The organism is Sharpea porci, from assembly GCF_009695655.1.
In the GTDB taxonomy this organism is placed as follows: Bacteria; Bacillota_I; Bacilli_A; order Erysipelotrichales; family Coprobacillaceae; genus Sharpea; species Sharpea porci.
The window spans coordinates 76,727-97,069 of record NZ_VUNM01000006.1 but is presented as its reverse complement, the minus strand read 5'-3'; the positions used below and the strand labels follow the sequence as shown (position 1 = coordinate 97,069).

Below are 20,343 nucleotides of genomic sequence, written 5' to 3'. Positions count from 1 at the left end.
CTGAGCCAGGATCAAACTCTCCATCGTCTCATGGAGAGCATCTAGCTCTCTTATGCTTTCATTCTTCCGAATGTCAATTCTTGTTTTATCTGACGTGTTTCTGTTCAGTTATCAGTGTTCGGCTTGCGTCCCTCTCGGGACTGCTCGCCTATAGTACCACGCATCTTCCCTCTTTGCAATAGTTTTTCTCAAAAAAGTGAAGAAAGTTTCTCTGAAGCGATATATGGGCCTTATACAGCTATTTTTAGTGTGCTTTCCTATTATAAGGATAGAACTCTCATAATTTCTGGAATTTGTTCTTCTTTCAAGCCTGTCACTTCATCACACTTAATAACATGTTTTAAAAAATTGCCTACAAGAAAATCTGGAAAGATCCAATCATCAATTACAGCATAATGATTGATATTATGTTTCTTCACATATTGCCTGATAGCCGTTCCTCTAAGTATTCCTTTCTCATTTGTTTGATCAATAATATGAATATCATATTGTTCAAGATTGTTGATGAGATAGTTATACATTTGTTGATCTGATTGCCATGTCGAAGAAAGCACAATTTCAGCATCCACTTTTTTCATTAAATCAGCTAAAACACGCACATTCACTTCATCTAGACCAATAAAGCCTGTTTCTTCAACAACATTACTGGTATGTGCATTATTGAGCACCCCATCTATATCTAAAAAAATGATTTTATCCATTACCTCTCCCTAATTGAATAGGGGCATTCACGCCCCTATCATTGTTAATAAATTTTCTTACCATTAAGATAAACATTAAAAAAGCCATTCTTGTCATAATCAGCACGAATATCCAAATTCGCATTATCTGGCAATACAATCTTTACACCGTAAACAGTATTATGTTCATGATTTTCACCTGTATAAGCACTTGCACGTATTTCTGCTACTCTTGGCTGACCATTTTCATCTAAATATTCATTCTGGATTTCTGACCAAGCTTCTCTCACTGTTAGTGCATTTTCTTCTTCATCAGGTACTTTTTGATAAGCCTTCATATAGGCATCAAGAGTATTTCTTGCTTTCACTTGTGTGATTGGTTCATTGTCATGATAGAGGTACACATTATAATTTTTCATAATATTCATCTCCCTTATTTGTATACGCTTTCATTTCTATATCTATTTTAAATGATTTTTTGATTTGTGTTAAGCAATAGGCACTTTTTTGTTTTTATTACTTTTTTGTGAAACATTGTTTTTGTAGACTAAAATGCACTAAAATATGTATAGATATAAACATTTATAAGAGGTAAGTACATGATAAGAGAAGATTATAAGAACTATATGTTCAATGATGCAGACTTTCTTCCTGATGATTATAAGTGTGCTGATGAAGAAAAAGCTAAGCTCATCAAGAAACTTGTTGTCATGATTACAAGTGACATGAAAATGGCACTTACGAAGAAAGTACCTGAAAACAATCCTGAATTCTGGTTGATTGATCGTTTGTTGGAAAAAGATGAAATACGCTTTATGTTGTCATTCAAGAAAAAGCGTACCGTTAAACTGACAAAGTATGAACTTGCTCAAAGAAATCAAATGAGCGCAGATGAAGCTGAAGCCATGGCAGAGAAGATTGCCCAAATAGGCTTATTGGAATTCGATCGTGATAATAGCGCACATCATAAACAATACTTCGTGCCACAATGGGTTGTTGGTAGTGGAGAATATATGATGATGAATGGTAAGCTTCTTGAAAAACATCCTGAAGTAGCCACCTTCTTCAATTATGCTTCAAGTGTTCCCGTTGGCAAGATTGCCCACATGGTTCCTCCAGGAGGCGGTGGTATAGGGATGCATGTCATTCCTGTTGAAAAGGCCATTGAGGCAAATAGTAAAGCTGTTTCCCTTGAAAAGCTATCCTACTGGCTAAAAAAGTATGACAAGATTTGTGCAGATATTTGTTCTTGTCGTAGACAACAGACCATTCGTGGAGAAGGTGATGGTAATGTTGAGGATTATTATTGCTTAGCGGTTGGTGATATGGCGGAATATATTGTGGAATCACATAAAGATGCCCATTATATTACATATGATGAAGCAATGGAAATCTTACAGAACGCTGAAGAAAAGGGCTATGTCCATCAAATCACAAATCTAGATGGTGAAGATAAAATTGTTGGTATTTGTAATTGTAATACCTCTACATGTAATGCTTTACGCACATCCCAGCTCTTTAATACGCCTAACCTTTCGGCCTCAGCTTATCGTGCCCATGTCAATCCAGATAACTGTGTCGGCTGTGGTAAGTGTGTAGAAATATGTCCTGTTGGCGCTGCAAAACTCGGACAAAAGCTATGTCTTAAAGATGGTGAAAGCCAGACATATCCCCTCACCGAATTACCAGATGCAACGAAATGGGGACCAGAAAAATGGAATAAGCATTTTAGAGAAGATGCAAAACTACATACCTACAAAACAGGGACAGCACCATGTAAGTCTGCCTGTCCTGCTCATATTGCTGTTCAAGGTTATATTGAACTCGCAAAGCAAGGTCGTTATGATGATGCATATCAATTGATTATGCAAGATAATCCTTTGCCTGCTGTATGTGGGGCTATTTGTAATCGTCGTTGTGAAGATGAATGTACAAGAGGGACAATTGATGAGGCAGTAGCTATTGATGAAATCAAGAAGTTTGTCTCAATACATGCATTAAGTCATGAAAATCTCTATATTCCAAAATGTTCTAATGATATTGGTAAGATGTGGGATGATACTTATAAGGTTGCTATTATCGGTGCTGGTCCTGCCGGTTTATCTGCTGCCTATTATTTACGTATGCATGGTTATCCAGTGACAATCTTTGAAAAAGAAGAAGAACCTGGCGGTATGTTACGTTATGGCATTCCTTCCTTCCGTTTAGACCGCACTTTGATTCAAAAAGAAATAAGTGTGATTGAGAAAATGGGTGTGAAGATTAAGTGTGGTGTCAATGTTGGTGAAGATATCACTCTTCAGGATTTAAGAAAACAAGGCTACAAAGCGTTCTATCTAGCCATTGGTATGCAGACAGGTCGAAAAATCAACATATCCAATGAAGAATATGCCCTCAACGGTGTTGAATTCCTTAACCGTGTTAACCATGGTCAAATAGATATTTTAAATGGAAGAACGGTTGTTATTGGTGGTGGTAATGTTGCGATTGATGTTGCTCGTACAGCCGCAAGAATCAACAGTTCAAAGACAATGATGTTCTGTCTCGAATCACCAAAAGAAATGCCTGCTGATATACAAGAAGTTGAAGAAGCCTTACAAGAAGGTGTTGATATCAATTACGGCTGGGGACCACAGGAAATCGTTGTTGAAAATGACAAGATTAAAAGCATGATCTTTAAGCGTTGTATCCAGGTTTATGATAAGGAAGGACATTTTAATCCTATCTATGATGATACAACAACTAAAGAAATACCATGTGATCATATCCTACTAGCCATTGGACAAGCACCAGTCTTTGGTCATTTATTAGATCATAGCTTGGTTGAAATAAGAGAGAATGGTACAATCATTGCCGATCCCGTGACAAGACAAACAGGTGAGGAAGATATCTTTGTTGGTGGGGATATCTATCATGGTCCACGCTTTGCGATTGATGCCATTGCTGATGGCAGAGATGGCTATGAGTCCATTCACCGTTATGTCCACAAAGGGCAATCACTCACAATCGGGCGTGATTTGCGTCATTTTGATGAACTCGATAAAAACAATATTTCTATTGAAAGCTACGATAATGCTTCTCGTCAGATTCCTGGCATTAAGAAAGCGGCAAAGAGCTTTGATGACTTACGCATGCCTTTTACTGAAAAACAAGTCAAGAATGAGACAAATCGTTGTCTTCATTGTGGTGCAACATTTGTTGATGTCAATAGATGTATTGGATGTGGTTTATGTACGACAAAATGTGAATTCGATGCCATTCATCTTTCAAGAGACAAGCCAGAAAATACAAGAATGTTTACAGCTGAAAATGGTAAATTAAAAGCCTTTGCCCCTTATGCCATAAAGCGTTCAATCAAAATAAAAATGAAAAAAGACTAAAAAAGAGCTCTATCGTCATTGGCGATAGAGCTTATTTCTTTTGACTTTCTGTATAAGCTATGATGGCTCTTGCTAAAGCAATCGTTGCTTCAAAGCTATCCGTACCCCCAATAAAGCCATTGGGATGAATAAAGCGTGCTCCCTTAATGCCTGTTAACTCAGCTAATTCCTGATCCCTTTTGCCACACCATTCTTCTGGTACAGTTATACGTGTGTCAAAGCTTGCCGGTGAGAGCGGAATCCCCTGGTAGTTCCATCCGCCTCTTTGGGAAGGAAAGACAACAAGATAGACATCATTGGCTTTAGGACTTTCTGATTTCAACAACGTCCCTTTCCATGGGGCAAACTTTTTTAATACGACAATATGATCCTGAGCTAAATCAATGCATTGTTCAACATAGTCATTACCACAAAGACGACTTGCTTCTGATTCAATACAACGATCAAAGATCTTTTCCAACATTGCTTCTCCTTGATGATGATCTAGAATAATCGCTATTTGTTCGATGGGAAAGGATGTGATGCCTTCATATTCAGGGCGTTCATAGGAAAGTGGATCAATAAACATTTTGCGAACATTATGAACACCTTGATGGGCATGTTCAGCAGGACACTGATAGTAAGTCAAAACATCTTCTCCATATTCATCCCACATATCAAGTGCATTCCCTTCTTCATTATAAATAAAGCAGTTTGCCTTATTGGCAACATTAAGCACAAGTTTCTTTAAGACTTGGTCCAACCATTCATAGCCTTCATCCCAATCTAGTTCATGATTTTGATAAACAGTTGTTAAATAATCGACATAACCACAAAATACAGTATGGGCAAAAGCAACCGATTCAAGAAATGCTTCATCACTTGTCTTCTTTGCATTCCAAAACGGATTATTGAGGGAAATGACACTCGTGATGGTCATGGGTGCACGTTCTCCTTCCCCATTGTCTAATGCATCAATGGGCATAATGAGTTGTTCATCGATATCTAAGAAATAATCTTCCAGATTATCTTCAATACCCATTTTCTTAAGAACTTCCTTGCCATAATCACGCCATATAAGCCCAACGGATGAATAAGCAATACCATTTTCTCTTCTCGCCTTATCTTCTTTATGATGATCATAGCTTCCTAAGCCCACATCATAGATAAAGGCATCTTCTCTTGCATCTTGCACCTCGCCCACTCTTGCCAGCAAGATCTCATCATAGAGTATTTCAAGTAATGCCGTTGCCATGACTTCATCGGCATGGAAGGAGCCAGCATGCGTTATAAATTTTGCTTCTTTTTCTTGTACAATTTTGATCATAATATCACCACATGTATTATATCGAAAAAAGTATAAAGCACAATCATTATATCATCACTCTATTCGTCGATAGGTTTAAGATGGGTTTGATCCATATGACATTGAGGACAACAGTCAAGATCACTGACTGGTTTTTCCTCTAAGTCCTCATCATAAACATAACCACATATATCACACTTATATTTCATCATGTTCATCCTCTCTATATAATATGGAAATGTTTTAATGCTGTAACAACACCATCATCATCAACAGAATCTGTCACATAGTTAGCACAGGCTTTCACTTTCTCTTTCGCATTGCCCATGGCTACTCCAATACCTGCATATTCCAACATGTCCATGTCATTACCACCATCGCCAAAAGCCATAACATTTTCTCTCTTATAACCATAAACATCTAAAACATGACTAATGCCCTGTGATTTAGAGCAGTCTCGATTGACAATATCGCAAGCACAATCCCACCATCTCGTGATCTTCAAACGTGTAATACCCTTAAGTAGCTGTGCGTCCTCTTCTTCCTTTGTCCCAACCATGAGCTGGTAGACTTCGTTATTAAGGACATTTTGTAAGTGTTCTCCACCATAATTGGTAAGTCGTAATTTCGCAAAACTCATATAGTCTTCAAGCGCCTTGTTGAGACCTGTTGCACTCATTTCTTCTATTCCAGCTACCAATACATCTTCATTCATATTCTTGGCATTATGAAATAGCTGCTCGATATCCTTCCTGTCCAAAGGATTATGATAAAGTATACGGTCCTTTGTATAGCTATAGCCGCCATTAAAGCACAGATAGCCATCAAAATCCACACCATCAAAATGTGGCAACATATAAGGAGCTCTCCCCGTTGCTATAAAGATCTTAATGCCACATTGCTGTACTTGGCGAAGTGCGTCAATAACCCCTGGTGTTAAACCATCATTATGAAAGCTTTTCAGTGTTCCATCAATATCAAAAAAGATGATTTTTATGTCCATTTTCCTACCTCTTAATAATAGATTTCTTAGATATATACGAGAATATTATGATTATACACTATGCAAAAGATTTAAGACAATCAACATGTTACTATCTAGTTAGCCTTAGTGATATTTTTTCAAAAAATCTTCTAAGGATTGCGTTAGTTTATCAATATTATATTGTGAATGTGGTAAAAAATTATACACTTTTAACGCTTTGGCGTTTACGAATTGTAAAAGGAACTATAGTTCTTGTCGCAAACATTGTTGGTGTTTCAATATGTTTGACAATCTGAACAACGGCCTCCATACCTAGCTGGTTAGGATTAACATCAACTGTTGTAAGTGGTGGATTGGCAAGACGGGCAAAGATTGAATTATTGAAGCTAATAAGAGAAATATCATCAGGTACTCTCTTCCCTACTTCATCAATGAGCCTTGTCATAATAACGGCATAAATATCATCACATACAACAAAAGCTGTTGGACAGTTTTCACTTCTTAATAAAGAAAGAATGTCATCAGGACTGTAGGTATAACTTGAGGAAAGCGTATGAATGTAATTATCGCGAAGGGGATAGCCTGCTTCAGTGATGGCTTGTGTATAGCCAATACGGCGATCAAGGGAATACTGGGCATGTTTTTCAGCTCCGATATAGCCAATCTTTTTATGTCCCTTACCAATGAGATATTTCACAGCTTCATAGCCAGCCTGTACATTATCCGTATCAACACTTAACGATGTAACAGATTGCATTTCTGGCTTACCAATGACAATATAAGGAATCTCATGTTCGACCATATAATGCGTAAGGGCTTCATTGATATCCGCATATAAGAAGATATAGCCTTCACAATCAGCAATCTCGATGCTGGTTTTAATTTCTCTGACATCAGCACCTGTAATTAAATTAAGGGTGTAGTGCTCTTTATTACAGAGATAACTAATACCACGCACGATTTCAAGATAAAAGGGATTTTCGTAAACATCGACCATTGATCTTGGAAAGACAACGCCAATAGTATGGGTCTGTAAATGGCTTTTGTCATAAACATATCCAAGTTCGTCCATAACCGCTCTAACTTTGGCTTTTGTCTCTTCACTGATGGAATAATGGTTGTTGATGGTACGAGAAACGGTTGAAGGCGATACGCCTGCCTTTTTTGCGATATCTTTAATTGTTATTGCCATAAAATCACCTCACACCTATTTTTCGCTTAAATCATGCATTTGTCAACCGTTGCACTAAGTTTGCGCTAATTTATGCATGATGTTTGCGTAAATAGAGAAGAATATTGCGTAAACTATCTTGTGTAAGCTTTTACATTCTATAAAATAGGATGTGTAAAGAAGAGATAGCATTAAACGGGAAAAAGTTGCTATCTTGTAAAACCCATTACAGGAGGAAAAAGAAATGAGTAAGGGGAAAGTTTTAGGTATGCCTATTAAAGGCAAAGTTGTGCCAATCACAGATGTCCCAGATCCAGTCTTCAGTGAGAAGATGATGGGTGATGGATGTGCCATCATTCCAGAGGATGGGAAAGTTTATGCACCTGCAGACGTTACAGTCAAAATGGTGGCTCCTACAAAACATGCAGTTGGTTTAATGACTGACGATGGTATTGAAATTCTTATTCACTTTGGTCTTGAAACAGTTAATTTACAGGGCGAAGGTTTTACTTGGCATGTAAAAGAAGGTCAGGTTGTTGAAAAAGGTGATTTGTTGTATGAAGCAGATTTAGATTTCTTTAAGTCTAAAGGCATCAACACAATTACTCCTGTTGTCTTCACAAAAGCTGAAAATCTTGAAGGCAAGAAGCTAATCATCAAAGAAGGTAGTCATGAAGCTGGACAAGATATGCTTGTCATTGAAGATGCACCTGCTGCTAAAGACGTACCTGCTGAAGGTAAGAAGAAAAAAGGTCTTAACTTTGATTTCTTACAGAAGTTAGGTAAAGCATTAATGACAGTTATCGCTGTTATGCCTGCTGCTGGTTTAATGATTTCTCTTGGTAAAGTTGTTCAGATGTTTGGTGCTGATGTCTCATTTGTCATGACAATTGGTACTGTTATGGAACAGATTGGTTGGGCTGTCATCAACAACTTACATATTCTCTTTGCTGCTGCTATCGGTGGTAACTGGGCAAAAGATCGTGCTGGTGGGGCATTTGCTGCTGTTATCGCATTCATCTTAATCAACAATATTACTGGTACAATCTTTGGCGTTACAGCTGATATGGTTAACAGTGCAACAACTGTTTATACACATACACTCTTTGGCGCAAAGATTCCAGTCAGCGGTTATTTCACTACAGTACTTGGTTCTGCTGCACTTAATATGGGTGTCTTTGTAGGTATTATTTCTGGTTTCGTTGGTGGTGTTGTTTACAACAAATACTACAACTTCCGTAAATTACCAGACGCTCTTTCATTCTTCAATGGTAAACGTTTCGTTCCATTAATGGTTATTGTTCACTCAGTTGTTATTGCTATCGTGATGTCAATTGTATGGCCATTCGTTCAGGGTGGTATTAATGCCTTTGGTGTATGGATTGCTCAATCTTCTAAGACTGCTCCATTTATCGCACCATTCGTATATGGTACATTAGAACGTCTCTTATTACCATTCGGTCTTCATCATATGCTTACAATTCCAATGAACTATACTTCATTTGGTGGTACATATACTATCTTAACAGGTGCTCAGAAGGGCAAAGAAGTATTCGGTCAGGATCCATTATGGTTAGCTTGGGTTACAGACTTAATCAACCTTAAGAAAGCTGGCAACATGTCTGCTTACCATCACTTACTTACAACAGTTACTCCAGCTCGTTTCAAAGTTGGTCAGATGATTGGTGCTACTGGTATGTTAGCTGGTTTCTCACTAGCAATGTACAAGAATGTTGATAAAGATAAACAACATAAATATAAATCAATGTTTGTCTCTACATTCCTTGCTACATTCTTAACTGGTGTTACTGAACCAATCGAATTCATGTTCATGTTTGCTGCTGTTCCACTTTATCTTGTCTATGCAGTTCTTCAGGGTCTTGCTTTCGCAGCTAGTGACTTAGTACACTTAAGAGTACACTCATTTGGTAATATCGAATTCTTAACACGTATGCCTATGTCCATCCAGGCTGGTCTTGGTGGCGATATCATTAACTTCATCATTGCTTGTATTATCTTCGCCGTTGTTGGTTACTTTGTTGCAAACTTCATGATCAAGAAGTTCAACTTCGCTACTCCTGGTAGAAATGGTAACTATGATGACATGGAAAGTGATGAAGCATCTACTGCCCATGAAGGTAGTGCTCAGGTCGAAGCTATTATTAATTTACTTGGTGGTCGTGACAATATTCAGTTAGTTGACGCTTGTATGACACGTTTAAGAGTAACTGTAAATGATATTAATAAAGTTGCTGATGTTGATGATTGGAAGAAAGAAGGTGCCAAGGGACTCTTGAAGAAGGATAATGGTGTACAGGCTATCTATGGTCCTAAAGCCGATGTCCTCAAGTCAGATATTAATGACGCTCTTGGAAAATAAATGAAATTACTGACATTAAATACGCACTCACTTAGTGATGCAAATGAATACAATAAACTTAAAGCAATCGCTCATGTGATTTCAAGTCGTGATATTGATGTCATTGCCTTACAAGAAGTGAATCAAACAATGAATGCAAAAAGTGTTTCTTGTGATGATCATTATGTCGGAAGAGATATGATTAAAGAAGATAACTTTGCCCTTCGTTTGAGTAAGCTTCTTGAAGGCAAGTATGATTGGACATATATTCCTGTGAAAGTTGGCTATGACCGTTTTGATGAAGGTCTAGCCATCTTTTCTAAGCATAAAATTACGGCTAGCGAAAACACATTACTCACTACGACAAACGATTATGCATTCTGGAAAAAGAGAAATGCGCTTGGTGTTGAAATAAAGAAAGGTTCACAAAGTTTCTATGTCTATACCTCTCATCTTGGCTGGTGGGATGATGACGAAGAGCCTTTTATCAAGCAATGGAAAAAGCTCAACGGTGTAGCTTCAAAAGATATGCCTGTTTATCTTGCTGGTGACTTCAATGCACCCGATGTATTGAAAGGTCAAAGCTATGAAACAATAAAAAATGATGGCTGGAAAGATACTCGTGATCTTGCTAAAACAGTTTCAGGACGTTTCACTGCTAAAGGTAAGATTGATGGCTGGGATGAGGCTGTTGATGGTATGCGTATTGATTATATCTGGTGTAACCGTGATGAAAATGTATTAAGCCATGAAGTGATCTTTGATGGCACAAATGAACCTGTTGTTTCAGATCATTATGGTATTTTGATGGAGGATCAATTATGAGAAAAAGTGGTATACTTCTGTCTATTTCTAGTTTGCCTAGTAAATATGGGATTGGTTGCTTTGATGAAGCGGCTTATAAGTTTGTAGATGACTTAGCAGAAGCTAAACAAACATACTGGCAAATTCTTCCTTTAGGTATTACAGGATATGGTGATTCACCTTATCAGTCTTTCTCTACTTTTGCTGGTAACCCATATTTCATCTCTTTAGATGAATTTGTGAGACGTGGTTATTTAGATGAAGAAGACTTACCTGATGCGAATGTGAATAGTGATAAAGTTGATTATGAATATTTGTATGAAAACAGATATCCATTGTTAAGAAAAGCTTATGAAAATTCCAATATTGTTGAAGATGCAGATTTTCAGGCTTATTGCGAAGAAAACAAATGGTGGCTAGATGACTATGCGCTCTTTATGGCCATCAAGGCATCTTATGATAATCAAGGCTGGGAAGTCTGGCCTCGTGAATTACGTTTAAGAGATGAAGCAGCACTTAATGCAAAAAGAGCTGAACTCGCAAACGAGATCAACTATCATAAATTCCTTCAGTATTTTGTCTGGACAGAGTGGTATGCCCTAAGATCTTATGCCAACAGTAAAGGGGTAAAGATTATTGGTGATATCCCTATTTATGTTGCCTTTGACTCTTCTGATGTATGGGGGCAGCCAGAGCTCTTCCAGCTTGATGAAGATGTAAAGCCAACTGCTGTTGCCGGTGTCCCACCTGATGGTTTCTCAGCAACAGGACAGCTTTGGGGCAATCCACTTTACGACTGGAAAAAGCATAAAGAAACTGGTTATGCTTGGTGGATTCAGAGAATTGCTTATTGTAAAAAGGCTTATGATGTTGTGCGTATTGATCACTTTAGAGGCTTTGATGAATATTTCTCTATTCCTTATGGTGATGAGACAGCTGTCAATGGTCATTGGGAAAAAGGTCCAGGCTATGACTTATTCAAGACTGTTGAAGAGTCTTTAGGCAAGCTTGATGTCATTGCTGAAGATTTAGGTTACTTAACAGATACAGTGAAAGAAATGGTAGCTCAGTGTGGCTATCCTGGCATGAAAGTCTTTGAGTTCGCTTTTGACTCACGTGACTCTTCTGGTGCAAGTAACTATCTGCCTCATAACTATACAGAGAATTCTGTTGTTTATACTGGTACACATGATAATGAAACAATGATGGGATGGTTTAAGAATATTCATCCTGAAGAAAGACAAATGTTGAAAGATTACTTGCATACTGATTGTGATGATGATGCAACACTTGTTGATATGAGTATTGATTGTATTATGGCTAGCAAGAGTGATAAATGTATTATTCCTATGCAGGATTATCTCAAGCTTGATAATAGCGCACGTATGAATCAGCCTAACACTTTAGGTATTAACTGGATGTGGCGTTTAAATGCCAATGACTTTACTGATGCATTAAAGAATCGTATGCGTGAAATTACAGAAAAAACAAACCGAGTTTAAAGGAGAGACACCCGATGGATGTTAAAACGTTAATTGAAGAAAGAGTTCAGACATTATTCAATCTTTCATTAAAGGATTGTTCTGATGAACAGGCTTATGTTGCACTATTAAGTGTTGTTAAAGAATTACTTGAAGATAAGAAAATAATTGAAGGAGATCGTAAGGTTTACTATTTCTCTGCTGAATTCTTAATTGGTAAATTAATGAGTAATAACCTCATTAACTTAGGTATTCGTAAGGAAGTTAAGGATTTATTTGAAGCTAATGGAAAGAGTTTAGCTGAAATTGAAGAAATTGAAGCTGAACCTTCATTAGGTAATGGTGGTTTAGGCAGACTGGCTGCTTGTTTCTTAGATTCAATTGCTACTTTAGATCTACCTGGTGATGGTGTTGGTTTAAATTATCACTTAGGTTTATTCAAACAGGTCTTCGATCACAACAAACAGTGTGAAACACCAAACCCTTGGATTGATGACCACTCATGGCTTATTCCTACAAACAAACACTATACTGTTGATTTCAAAGACTTTTCTTTAAAATCTGAATTATATGATTTAGATGTTTTAGGTTATAAGGGTAATAAGAATAAATTACATTTATTTGATATTGCTTCTGTTGATGAACATATTGTCCATGATGGTATTCAGTTTGATAAATCTAATATCTTAAAGAATTTGACTTTATTCCTCTATCCTGATGATAGTGATGAAGATGGTCGTAAATTACGTATATACCAGCAATACTTCATGGTATCAAATGGTGCTCAGATGATTCTTGAAGACATCAAGAAGAGAGGTATTAGCTTAACAGAGTTGGATAAGCATGTATGTATCCAGATTAATGATACACATCCATCAATGGTCATTCCTGAATTAATTCGTTTATTGATGCAAGAAGGCTTAACAATGAAGCAGGCTATTGAAATCACTTCAAAAACTTGCGCTTATACAAACCATACAATCTTAGCCGAAGCATTAGAAAAATGGCCAATGTACTACCTTGAAGAAATCGTTCCTCAGTTAGTTCCAATCATCGAAGCATTGGATGCTGTTGCGAGTGAAAGATGTGCTGATGAAAAAGTAGCCATCATTGATTCTAATAAGACTGTTCATATGGCCCATATGGATATTCACTTTGGTTTCTCAATCAATGGTGTCGCAGCTATTCATACAGATATCTTAAAAGATACAGAATTACATGATTTCTACAAGCTCTATCCAACACATTTCAACAATAAGACAAATGGTGTGACATTTAGAAGATGGTTATTATCTTGTAATGAAGAGTTAACAGCATTTATCGATAAACTTATTGGTGAAGGTTATAAGGAAGATGCTAACAAGTTAGAAGAATTACAGAAATTTGTTGATGATGATGCCGTTCTTGAAGAATTACTTGCCATCAAGCAGACAAAGAAAGAACAGTTAGCTCATGTTATTGAAGCTAGAGAAGGTGTTAAGCTTGATCCTTCATCAATCTTCGATGTTCAGGTTAAGAGATTACATGAATATAAGCGTCAGCAAATGAATGTTCTCTATATTATCTACCAGTACTTACAGATCAAAGCTGGCAATAAGCCTGCTCATCCAATCACTTGCATCTTTGGTGCGAAAGCAGCTCCTGCCTATATTCTTGCCAAAGATATCATCCACACAATCCTCTGCTTACAGCAGATCATTGACAATGACCCTGAAGTATCACCATACTTAAAGGTTGTGATGGTTGAAAACTACAATGTTACATATGCAGAATCTATTATTCCTGCTGCTGATTTCTCTGAACAGATCTCATTAGCGTCTAAGGAAGCTAGTGGAACTTCAAATATGAAGTTCATGTTGAATGGTGCTGTGACATTAGGTACTGATGATGGAGCCAATGTTGAAATCCATGAATTTGTTGGTGATGACAATATCTATATCTTTGGTGCTAAGGCAGATACAGTTATTGCCCATTACCAGAATGGTGATTATCACCCACAGGATGTTCTCGCAAATGATCCTGAATTAAGAAAACTTGTAGACTTTATTGTCAGTGATGAAATGAAAGCTATTGGTGATCAGGAATGCCTTTACAGACTTTATAACGATATGACAAATAAAGACTGGTTCATGGCATTACTTGATGCAAGAGACTATATCCAGACAAAAGAACAAGCTATTGCCGACTTCAACGATAGAAAAGAATGGGCTAAGAAGATGCTCATCAACATCTCTAAAGCTGGCTTCTTCTCAAGTGACAGAACAATTGCTCAGTATAATGAAGATATCTGGAAACTTAAATAAGAACTTAGGCCAAGTGAAAACTTGGTCTTTTCTTTTTTAGAAAGGACAATATTGTCATTCTATGGTAAACTATTAAGTACAGGAGTGTTTAAATATGGGATTATTTGAGAAAAATATTGGACCTGTATTTCTGAAAGAAAGTACAAGTCTACATGACACACTAAATGCATTACAACAAATTAAAGACAAAGTTGTAGATGAACAAAAAGAAGAATTAGAAAGAGAGATCCAATTCCTTCAATATGGCATTAAAGGCGAAGAAAATATTGCCTTTGAGCTTAAGAACAGTCACTATGACATGTATATTCTACATGATCTCTTTTTAGAACAAGATGGCCTAACAGCCCAAATCGACTATATGATCATGACTAAATATACAACCTATGTACTAGAAGCTAAAAATCTCTATGGTAACATTACTGTTGATAGTAAAGGTAACTTCATACGTAGTGCTTATTTTCATAATCACACATTCAAAGAAGGCATCTACTCACCCATCACACAGAATCAAAGACACTTAGAACTGATCAAACAAATGCGCCTAAATGAAAAAAATAACTTTATTACCAAAAAAATCTTCACCAATAACTTTTACAAGAATTACAAGAGTCTTGTTGTACTGACAAACCCTAAAACCATTCTCAATGATCGTTATGCCCCAAAAGATATCAAATCACAAATCATTAGGGCTGATGGTCTTGTGAAATATATTAAAGACTTTGATGCCACAAGAAAAGACTACAAACAATCTCTTAAAGATATAGAAGCATTAGCCAACTATTTCTTATCATGCCATAAAGACAATCCAACGCATTATACTGATAAATATCAAACTAAAGAGATAAAGCCACTTCCTACAGTTGATATCGAAGAAGAATTACGATCATATCGCTATAAACAAGCACAAGCTGAAGGTCTTAAGCCTTATATGATTTTCAATAATGCAGAAATGGAAGCATTAATACAAGCAGCCCCTCAAACAAAAGAAGAATTGTTGAAAGTTAAAGGATTTGGTCAAGTTAAAGTAGAGAAGTATGGTGATGCATTAATCCAAATTCTATCACAAAAAACTGCCTAAAATGGCAGTTTTATTATACAAATCAAATGTATATTCTTTTCTTCATTTCATAGTATAATATAAGTGTACTTACTAATCTACTAATCGGATATCTTTCTCAAAGTATCACGATATCGTATTCTAATAAATAATTTAGCTAAACACTGCTTTACTCAGTAATGAATCAAATAAAGCTGTGGCTAACTTTGATACTTATGTTTAATAACGACAATTAAAGAAACCTATAGAAACATATATTTAGGAGGTGGAAAAATGGCAGAAATAATAATTTTTCATGGAAGTAGTGTAGAGGTCTCAAAACCTCGCATTCTCCAAAATGGATTCTATAAAGATTTTGGCTATGGATTCTATTGTACAAAATATGAGAATCAGGCAAAACGCTGGGCACTGACAAGAAAAGGAAAATCTATTGTGAATAGATATATTTTCACTGAAGATCCTCTTCTCAAAATAAAGTCATTTCCAGAAATGAGTGATGAATGGCTTGATTTTGTAGCTGAGTGCAGAAATGGAACACTCCATAACTATGACATCGTGGAAGGTCCAATGGCAGATGATCAAATTTGGAATTACGTCAATGATTATTTAGAAGGTAGAATATCTAGAGAAGCTTTTTGGGAAATTGTAAAATTCAATCATCCAACACATCAAATTGTATTTTGTACAGAAAAAATTTTAAGAACTCTTGAATTTAAAGGAAGTGAAGTACTATGAAAAATATTTATTTTCCCGAAGAAGATATTAAAACGGATGATTTATTTTTTATTTGTTTTATGATTGAAAGAGTGGCAAGACATCTACATCAAAGAAATCGATATGTCGTTAATGCGATTGGAAAAAAGGAATTTTACCATCTACTAAGTGTAGCAAGTGTCTTACATTCAGAAAACCCATTGAAAGTAGAAGACGATTGGATTAATGATTATCATCTTGAACCAGGTCATTTTGACATCACAAAGGTAGATAAAGATTTAGCTAAATTAATACCTAACGCTCTTGATATGGGTAGAGTCTACCAACAACTCATTCTTAATACCATGAATACCAAAGAAGATTATGTCGATGGTATTTTCCGAGTCTACAACAATGAATTATGTGATGTTATCGATAATTATAATTGCAGTGCTTTCTATGAACCACCATATGTTATAGCTAGGGCCTATCAAGAAGGCGGATTCTAGCATTAACGAGCTTCAAAGTTTTTAATTGTATTGAAAAAGGACATGGCGTCCTTTTTTTCTTTTATGCAAATCCAGTCAAAAAGCAAAAGACATGAGGCGAAGAGGAGAAATCTAGACAATTGTAATAAAATGTCTTTCCTCAAAAAGTATGAGAATGCTTATTTATAATGAATAATTTCATATATTATTGATAGTTCATCAAAAAATGTCTCTAGGTATCATTATATGTATATAAAAAGAGAATCCTATATAGAAGCATTGCTTCTTTGGATTCCCTTTAAAATTATATTGCATTACTCGCGCAATAAGAACGTCTCTTTTACTTAGTCTAGATCTGCACCATTAGAGGCAATGACTTTCTTATACCAATAGAATGAATCTTTGCGGCTTCTTGCCATACTGCCCTTACCTTCATCATCCATATCAACATAAATAAAGCCATAACGTTTACGCATTTCACCAGTACCTGCTGATACAAGGTCAATACATCCCCATGTTGTATAACCGATGAGGTCTACACCATGTTCAATAGCTTTATTCATTTCAATGATGTGCTGACGATAGTAATCAATACGATATTCATCATGAATGCTGCCATCTTCTTCTACCTTGTCATATGCACCTAAGCCGTTTTCAACAACCATAAGTGGTAATTCATAGCGGTCATAGATAACTTCAAGATAGTAACGTAAGCCTTTTGGATCAAGTGCCCAGCCCCAGTCTGAGTATGTAAGATATTCATTTCTAGCCCCTGCTACAAAGTTACCTGAAACTTTATCTTTAACTTCATGTGTTGTTTCAAGTGAGCTCATGTAATAAGAGAATGTGTACATATCAACAGTACCACGTTCTAAGTCTACAAGATCTTCTTCGGTAATATTGAGGTGGACATTATGTTCATCCCATAATCTTTTCGCATATGTGCCATAATAGCCCTTAGCCTGGACGTCACCACAATAGAAGATACCTTTTTCCCAGCCATATCTATTGGCAAGAATATCATTTGGATCGCATGTAGCTGGATAACGTGTGATACCACAGATCATACAGCCAATCATATAATCAGGGTTGATGGCATGACCAATCTGTACTGCTTTTGCGCTTGCGACAAACTGATGGTGAAGAATCTGGTAGGCATTCTGATAATCTTCATCAGTTGCTTTATTGCCAAACATATCAAGGAACATAACTGTATTGTTGATTTCATTGAATGTGAGCCAGTATTTTACTAAGCCATTATATTCAGTAAAACATGTTGTTGCGAAACGTACATAGTATTCAATAAGATCTCTATTAAGCCAGCCACCTTCATGTTCTTCTAAGTAAAGTGGTGTATCAAAATGCCAGATTGTTACTAATGGTTCAATATTATATTTCTTAAGTTCCATAAAGACATTACGATAGAACTCAACACCTTCTTTGTTTGGTTCTTTTTCAATACCTTTTGGATAAAGTCTGCTCCAAGAAATAGACATTCTATATGTCTTAAAGCCCATTTCCGCAAATAAAGCAATATCTTCTTTATAATGATGATAGAAATCTACTGCTTCATGGTTTGGATAGTGATACCCATCTAGCACTGCATAATGTGCACCATCTGGTAATGGCTGATTCTGTAGCTTTTTGCCTGGCTTACCATCCTTGTCAATATATGTTTCATAACGTGGTTCTTTGACAGAACCTCCTGTAGTGACATCAGTTAAAGCTGGTCCACGACCACCTTCGTTCCATCCGCCTTCTACCTGATTGGCAGCTGTTGCGCCGCCCCATAAAAATCCACTAGGAAAACTCATGTTTATTTCCTCCTTCAATGTCCATAGTAGTAAAAAAGCTCAGTTACTTTTCCTATGGAATAGCCGATTTTTCCCTAAATTGGATTTCTTCTGCTTTACCACATCATTCTCCGCATCCTCACCCTTCTTGTCACGCGTTGCCTTATTGGAACATAAGACATATTTGGACTTCTTGAGGTGTCTGGCTGCCTCCATGTTAATGATGTGAGTGGCATACTTGTGGCTGTCATGAAGCTTGAACTCGTCAATGCCAAGGAATCTGCAATAATTCTGAGGCTTTCTTAGCTTCTTGCCATCCACCGTATAGAGTATCTTGAGCCTTCTCAGGTCAATGGCCTTGACTATGTTCTTGCAAACTCCTGTCAGCTCTGAAATGCTCTTCAGGGTGAATGATGCGCTTCCAAGGAGTCTTTCAATGAACTCCTCAAGATCCTTTGTGATGCGGTGATACTTCTACCTGAAAGGAATGTCCTGCATCTTCGTTGCATTGCATTCGGGATTACTGCGCTGCATCTGGTTAAAGCTCACCTCCACAACTGTTGTTATGGTGCCATAGTTGAAATGCTTGATTCTCGTTGGCGCACATATCGTGTTCTTGTACATGCGCGATCCGCAGCATTCACAGATTCTATCCTGTCTAGATGTAGTCTGGATGACCTTGTAGACAATGACCTTGCGGTCACGTTTCTTTGGGTCATCCTCAACAACAGTATGGGTATTGATGAATCCCTTAAGGGTATTTGGAATCTTCAGGAATCCATCATCCCTGATATTATTTTCAGATTAAGTGTTAATAGCTAATTGTGTATAATTCATTTGAGGTCTCCTTATTGGTTGCTTATATCCGGTCAAGATACAGTAACTATCACAAGGTAGACCTCTTTTGTTTTCAATATTTTAACTTGATTGTGAACAATCTACTCCATAGAAAAAAATACAGACCCTAAAAAAACCTACAAATATATAAAGCTCTGACACTCCAACAGCTAAAGCACGTTGGGTTCTTATATACATTCACTTCCAGATATACTCGAAAGCATATAAGACTAATGAGTTTCTATAAGACTTTCACTACCAAAGATGCCATTGCATCCATTAGCGATAGCATAAGGCTCGTGTCAAAACCTATCTATATATTCTCTTTTTAAATTGCGATACTGCTTAAATTATTCCTGCCAGTTAATCTGTCTACTTCCAGATTATGAAGCCTGTAGAAGTTTTCAAATCTATCATTGCACTTATCAATATCAAAGCTTTTCAAATCATCACTTATATTCATTATTAAGAAAGCACTGTACATGTCTCTTTGTATCTTGATTCCATTAAGATCATTCCATCTCTGTGACAGTGTTTTCTTTGTATATGTTCCATCAAAGTGATTGAACTGACTTGCCTTTGCTTCAGAAGTGTTTATTTCTGTTAATTTCTCGCCAAAATATCCTAATTTCCTATTTATAATAGTCAACAGCATACTTGGCGCTTTATTGGCTAATGATTTACCAAAGCGTTTCTTTTTCCTGTACTTTCCTTTATCATTCTTTTCAGTATTTTTAGCACGCTTCTGAAGTCCTGCAAAATTCATTTTTTCGACATATACTTTGTTTCCAAGAGATATGATATAGTTTGCCAGGCATTCATGCTGATACTTTCTTATATCTGCCTGCTTTCTATATGATTCTCTTAATTCGTTTTGATATCTGATATAGTGATTTGATTTGTTCCATCTGACTTTCTTGTTGCCTTGTTTCTTGACGGTTCCGTTTTCATTGTAATTATCTGGATTGGTAGCTCGTCTTGACCTGTCCATTTTTCTCAGAAGTTTCTGTTTCTGGTTTTCAATGTT

The 20,343-nt window shown here is 36.6% G+C and carries 16 protein-coding genes; 8 read left to right on the top strand and 8 right to left on the bottom strand.

What is annotated here, in order from left to right:
• Positions 1–260 precede the first annotated feature (260 nt).
• Both FYJ79_RS04520 and FYJ79_RS04515 read right to left on the bottom strand, forming a co-directional pair.
• Complete coding sequence (locus FYJ79_RS04520; RefSeq protein ID WP_154514882.1) at positions 261–701, bottom strand: HAD domain-containing protein; 441 nt, start codon at positions 699–701, stop codon at positions 261–263.
• A gap of 44 nt (positions 702–745) precedes the next feature.
• Positions 746–1,099 (bottom strand): hypothetical protein, encoded by a 354-nt coding sequence (locus FYJ79_RS04515; RefSeq protein ID WP_154514880.1) that lies wholly within the window; start codon positions 1,097–1,099, stop codon positions 746–748.
• Positions 1,100–1,279: 180 nt separating this feature from the next.
• Between FYJ79_RS04515 and FYJ79_RS04510 the strand changes: the two genes are divergently transcribed.
• The gene (locus FYJ79_RS04510) at positions 1,280–4,060 is read left to right on the top strand and encodes an FAD-dependent oxidoreductase (protein WP_154514878.1); all 2,781 of its coding nucleotides are present in this window, start codon (positions 1,280–1,282) and stop codon (positions 4,058–4,060) included.
• 31 nt (positions 4,061–4,091) lie between these two features.
• Here FYJ79_RS04510 and FYJ79_RS04505 read toward each other — a convergent pair whose 3' ends face one another.
• The 4 genes from FYJ79_RS04505 to FYJ79_RS04490 form a co-directional block, all read right to left on the bottom strand.
• Positions 4,092–5,366 carry an MYG1 family protein gene (locus FYJ79_RS04505; RefSeq protein WP_154514876.1) on the bottom strand — a complete coding sequence of 425 codons (1,275 nt, stop codon included), beginning with the start codon at positions 5,364–5,366 and terminating at the stop codon, positions 4,092–4,094.
• A gap of 59 nt (positions 5,367–5,425) precedes the next feature.
• Positions 5,426–5,557: a hypothetical protein gene (locus tag FYJ79_RS12685; RefSeq protein WP_268233735.1), complete on the bottom strand. Its 132-nt coding sequence runs from the start codon at positions 5,555–5,557 to the stop codon at positions 5,426–5,428.
• A gap of 11 nt (positions 5,558–5,568) precedes the next feature.
• Positions 5,569–6,348 (bottom strand): Cof-type HAD-IIB family hydrolase, encoded by a 780-nt coding sequence (locus tag FYJ79_RS04495; RefSeq protein ID WP_154514874.1) that lies wholly within the window; start codon positions 6,346–6,348, stop codon positions 5,569–5,571.
• A 181-nt stretch (positions 6,349–6,529) separates the two neighbouring features.
• On the bottom strand, positions 6,530–7,522 hold the full coding sequence (locus FYJ79_RS04490) for a LacI family DNA-binding transcriptional regulator (RefSeq protein ID WP_154514872.1): 993 nt from the start codon (positions 7,520–7,522) through the stop codon (positions 6,530–6,532).
• A gap of 223 nt (positions 7,523–7,745) precedes the next feature.
• On the opposite strand from FYJ79_RS04490, the gene FYJ79_RS04485 reads away from it, so the two are divergent.
• The 7 genes from FYJ79_RS04485 to FYJ79_RS04455 all read left to right on the top strand — a co-directional run bounded on the left by FYJ79_RS04485 (position 7,746) and on the right by FYJ79_RS04455 (position 16,707).
• Positions 7,746–9,881 carry a PTS transporter subunit IIBC gene (locus FYJ79_RS04485; RefSeq protein WP_154514870.1) on the top strand — a complete coding sequence of 712 codons (2,136 nt, stop codon included), beginning with the start codon at positions 7,746–7,748 and terminating at the stop codon, positions 9,879–9,881.
• Positions 9,882–10,685 (top strand): endonuclease/exonuclease/phosphatase family protein, encoded by an 804-nt coding sequence (locus FYJ79_RS04480; RefSeq protein ID WP_154514868.1) that lies wholly within the window; start codon positions 9,882–9,884, stop codon positions 10,683–10,685.
• Positions 10,682–12,166, top strand: coding sequence for a 4-alpha-glucanotransferase (malQ, locus tag FYJ79_RS04475; RefSeq protein ID WP_154514866.1), 1,485 nt, complete (start codon positions 10,682–10,684; stop codon positions 12,164–12,166). Before FYJ79_RS04480 ends, malQ begins: the two co-directional genes overlap by 4 nt.
• A 14-nt stretch (positions 12,167–12,180) precedes the next feature.
• The gene (locus tag FYJ79_RS04470; protein ID WP_154514864.1) at positions 12,181–14,448 is read left to right on the top strand and encodes a glycogen/starch/alpha-glucan phosphorylase; all 2,268 of its coding nucleotides are present in this window, start codon (positions 12,181–12,183) and stop codon (positions 14,446–14,448) included.
• Positions 14,449–14,542: 94 nt separating this feature from the next.
• Positions 14,543–15,526 carry an HRDC domain-containing protein gene (locus FYJ79_RS04465; RefSeq protein WP_154514862.1) on the top strand — a complete coding sequence of 328 codons (984 nt, stop codon included), beginning with the start codon at positions 14,543–14,545 and terminating at the stop codon, positions 15,524–15,526.
• A gap of 252 nt (positions 15,527–15,778) precedes the next feature.
• Positions 15,779–16,240, top strand: coding sequence for a DUF3990 domain-containing protein (locus FYJ79_RS04460; RefSeq protein WP_154514860.1), 462 nt, complete (start codon positions 15,779–15,781; stop codon positions 16,238–16,240).
• Positions 16,237–16,707 (top strand): hypothetical protein, encoded by a 471-nt coding sequence (locus tag FYJ79_RS04455; protein WP_154514858.1) that lies wholly within the window; start codon positions 16,237–16,239, stop codon positions 16,705–16,707. The genes FYJ79_RS04460 and FYJ79_RS04455 overlap by 4 nt, the downstream gene beginning before the upstream one ends.
• Positions 16,708–17,030: 323 nt before the next feature.
• On the opposite strand, the gene FYJ79_RS04450 is transcribed toward FYJ79_RS04455, so the two are convergent.
• Positions 17,031–18,500 (bottom strand): glycoside hydrolase family 1 protein, encoded by a 1,470-nt coding sequence (locus FYJ79_RS04450; protein ID WP_154514856.1) that lies wholly within the window; start codon positions 18,498–18,500, stop codon positions 17,031–17,033.
• Positions 18,501–19,644: 1,144 nt separating this feature from the next.
• A complete protein-coding gene (locus FYJ79_RS12555) occupies positions 19,645–20,307 on the bottom strand; it encodes a hypothetical protein (protein WP_229771319.1) in 663 nt (220 codons plus the stop codon).
• Between the last annotated feature and the right edge of the window lie 36 nt (positions 20,308–20,343).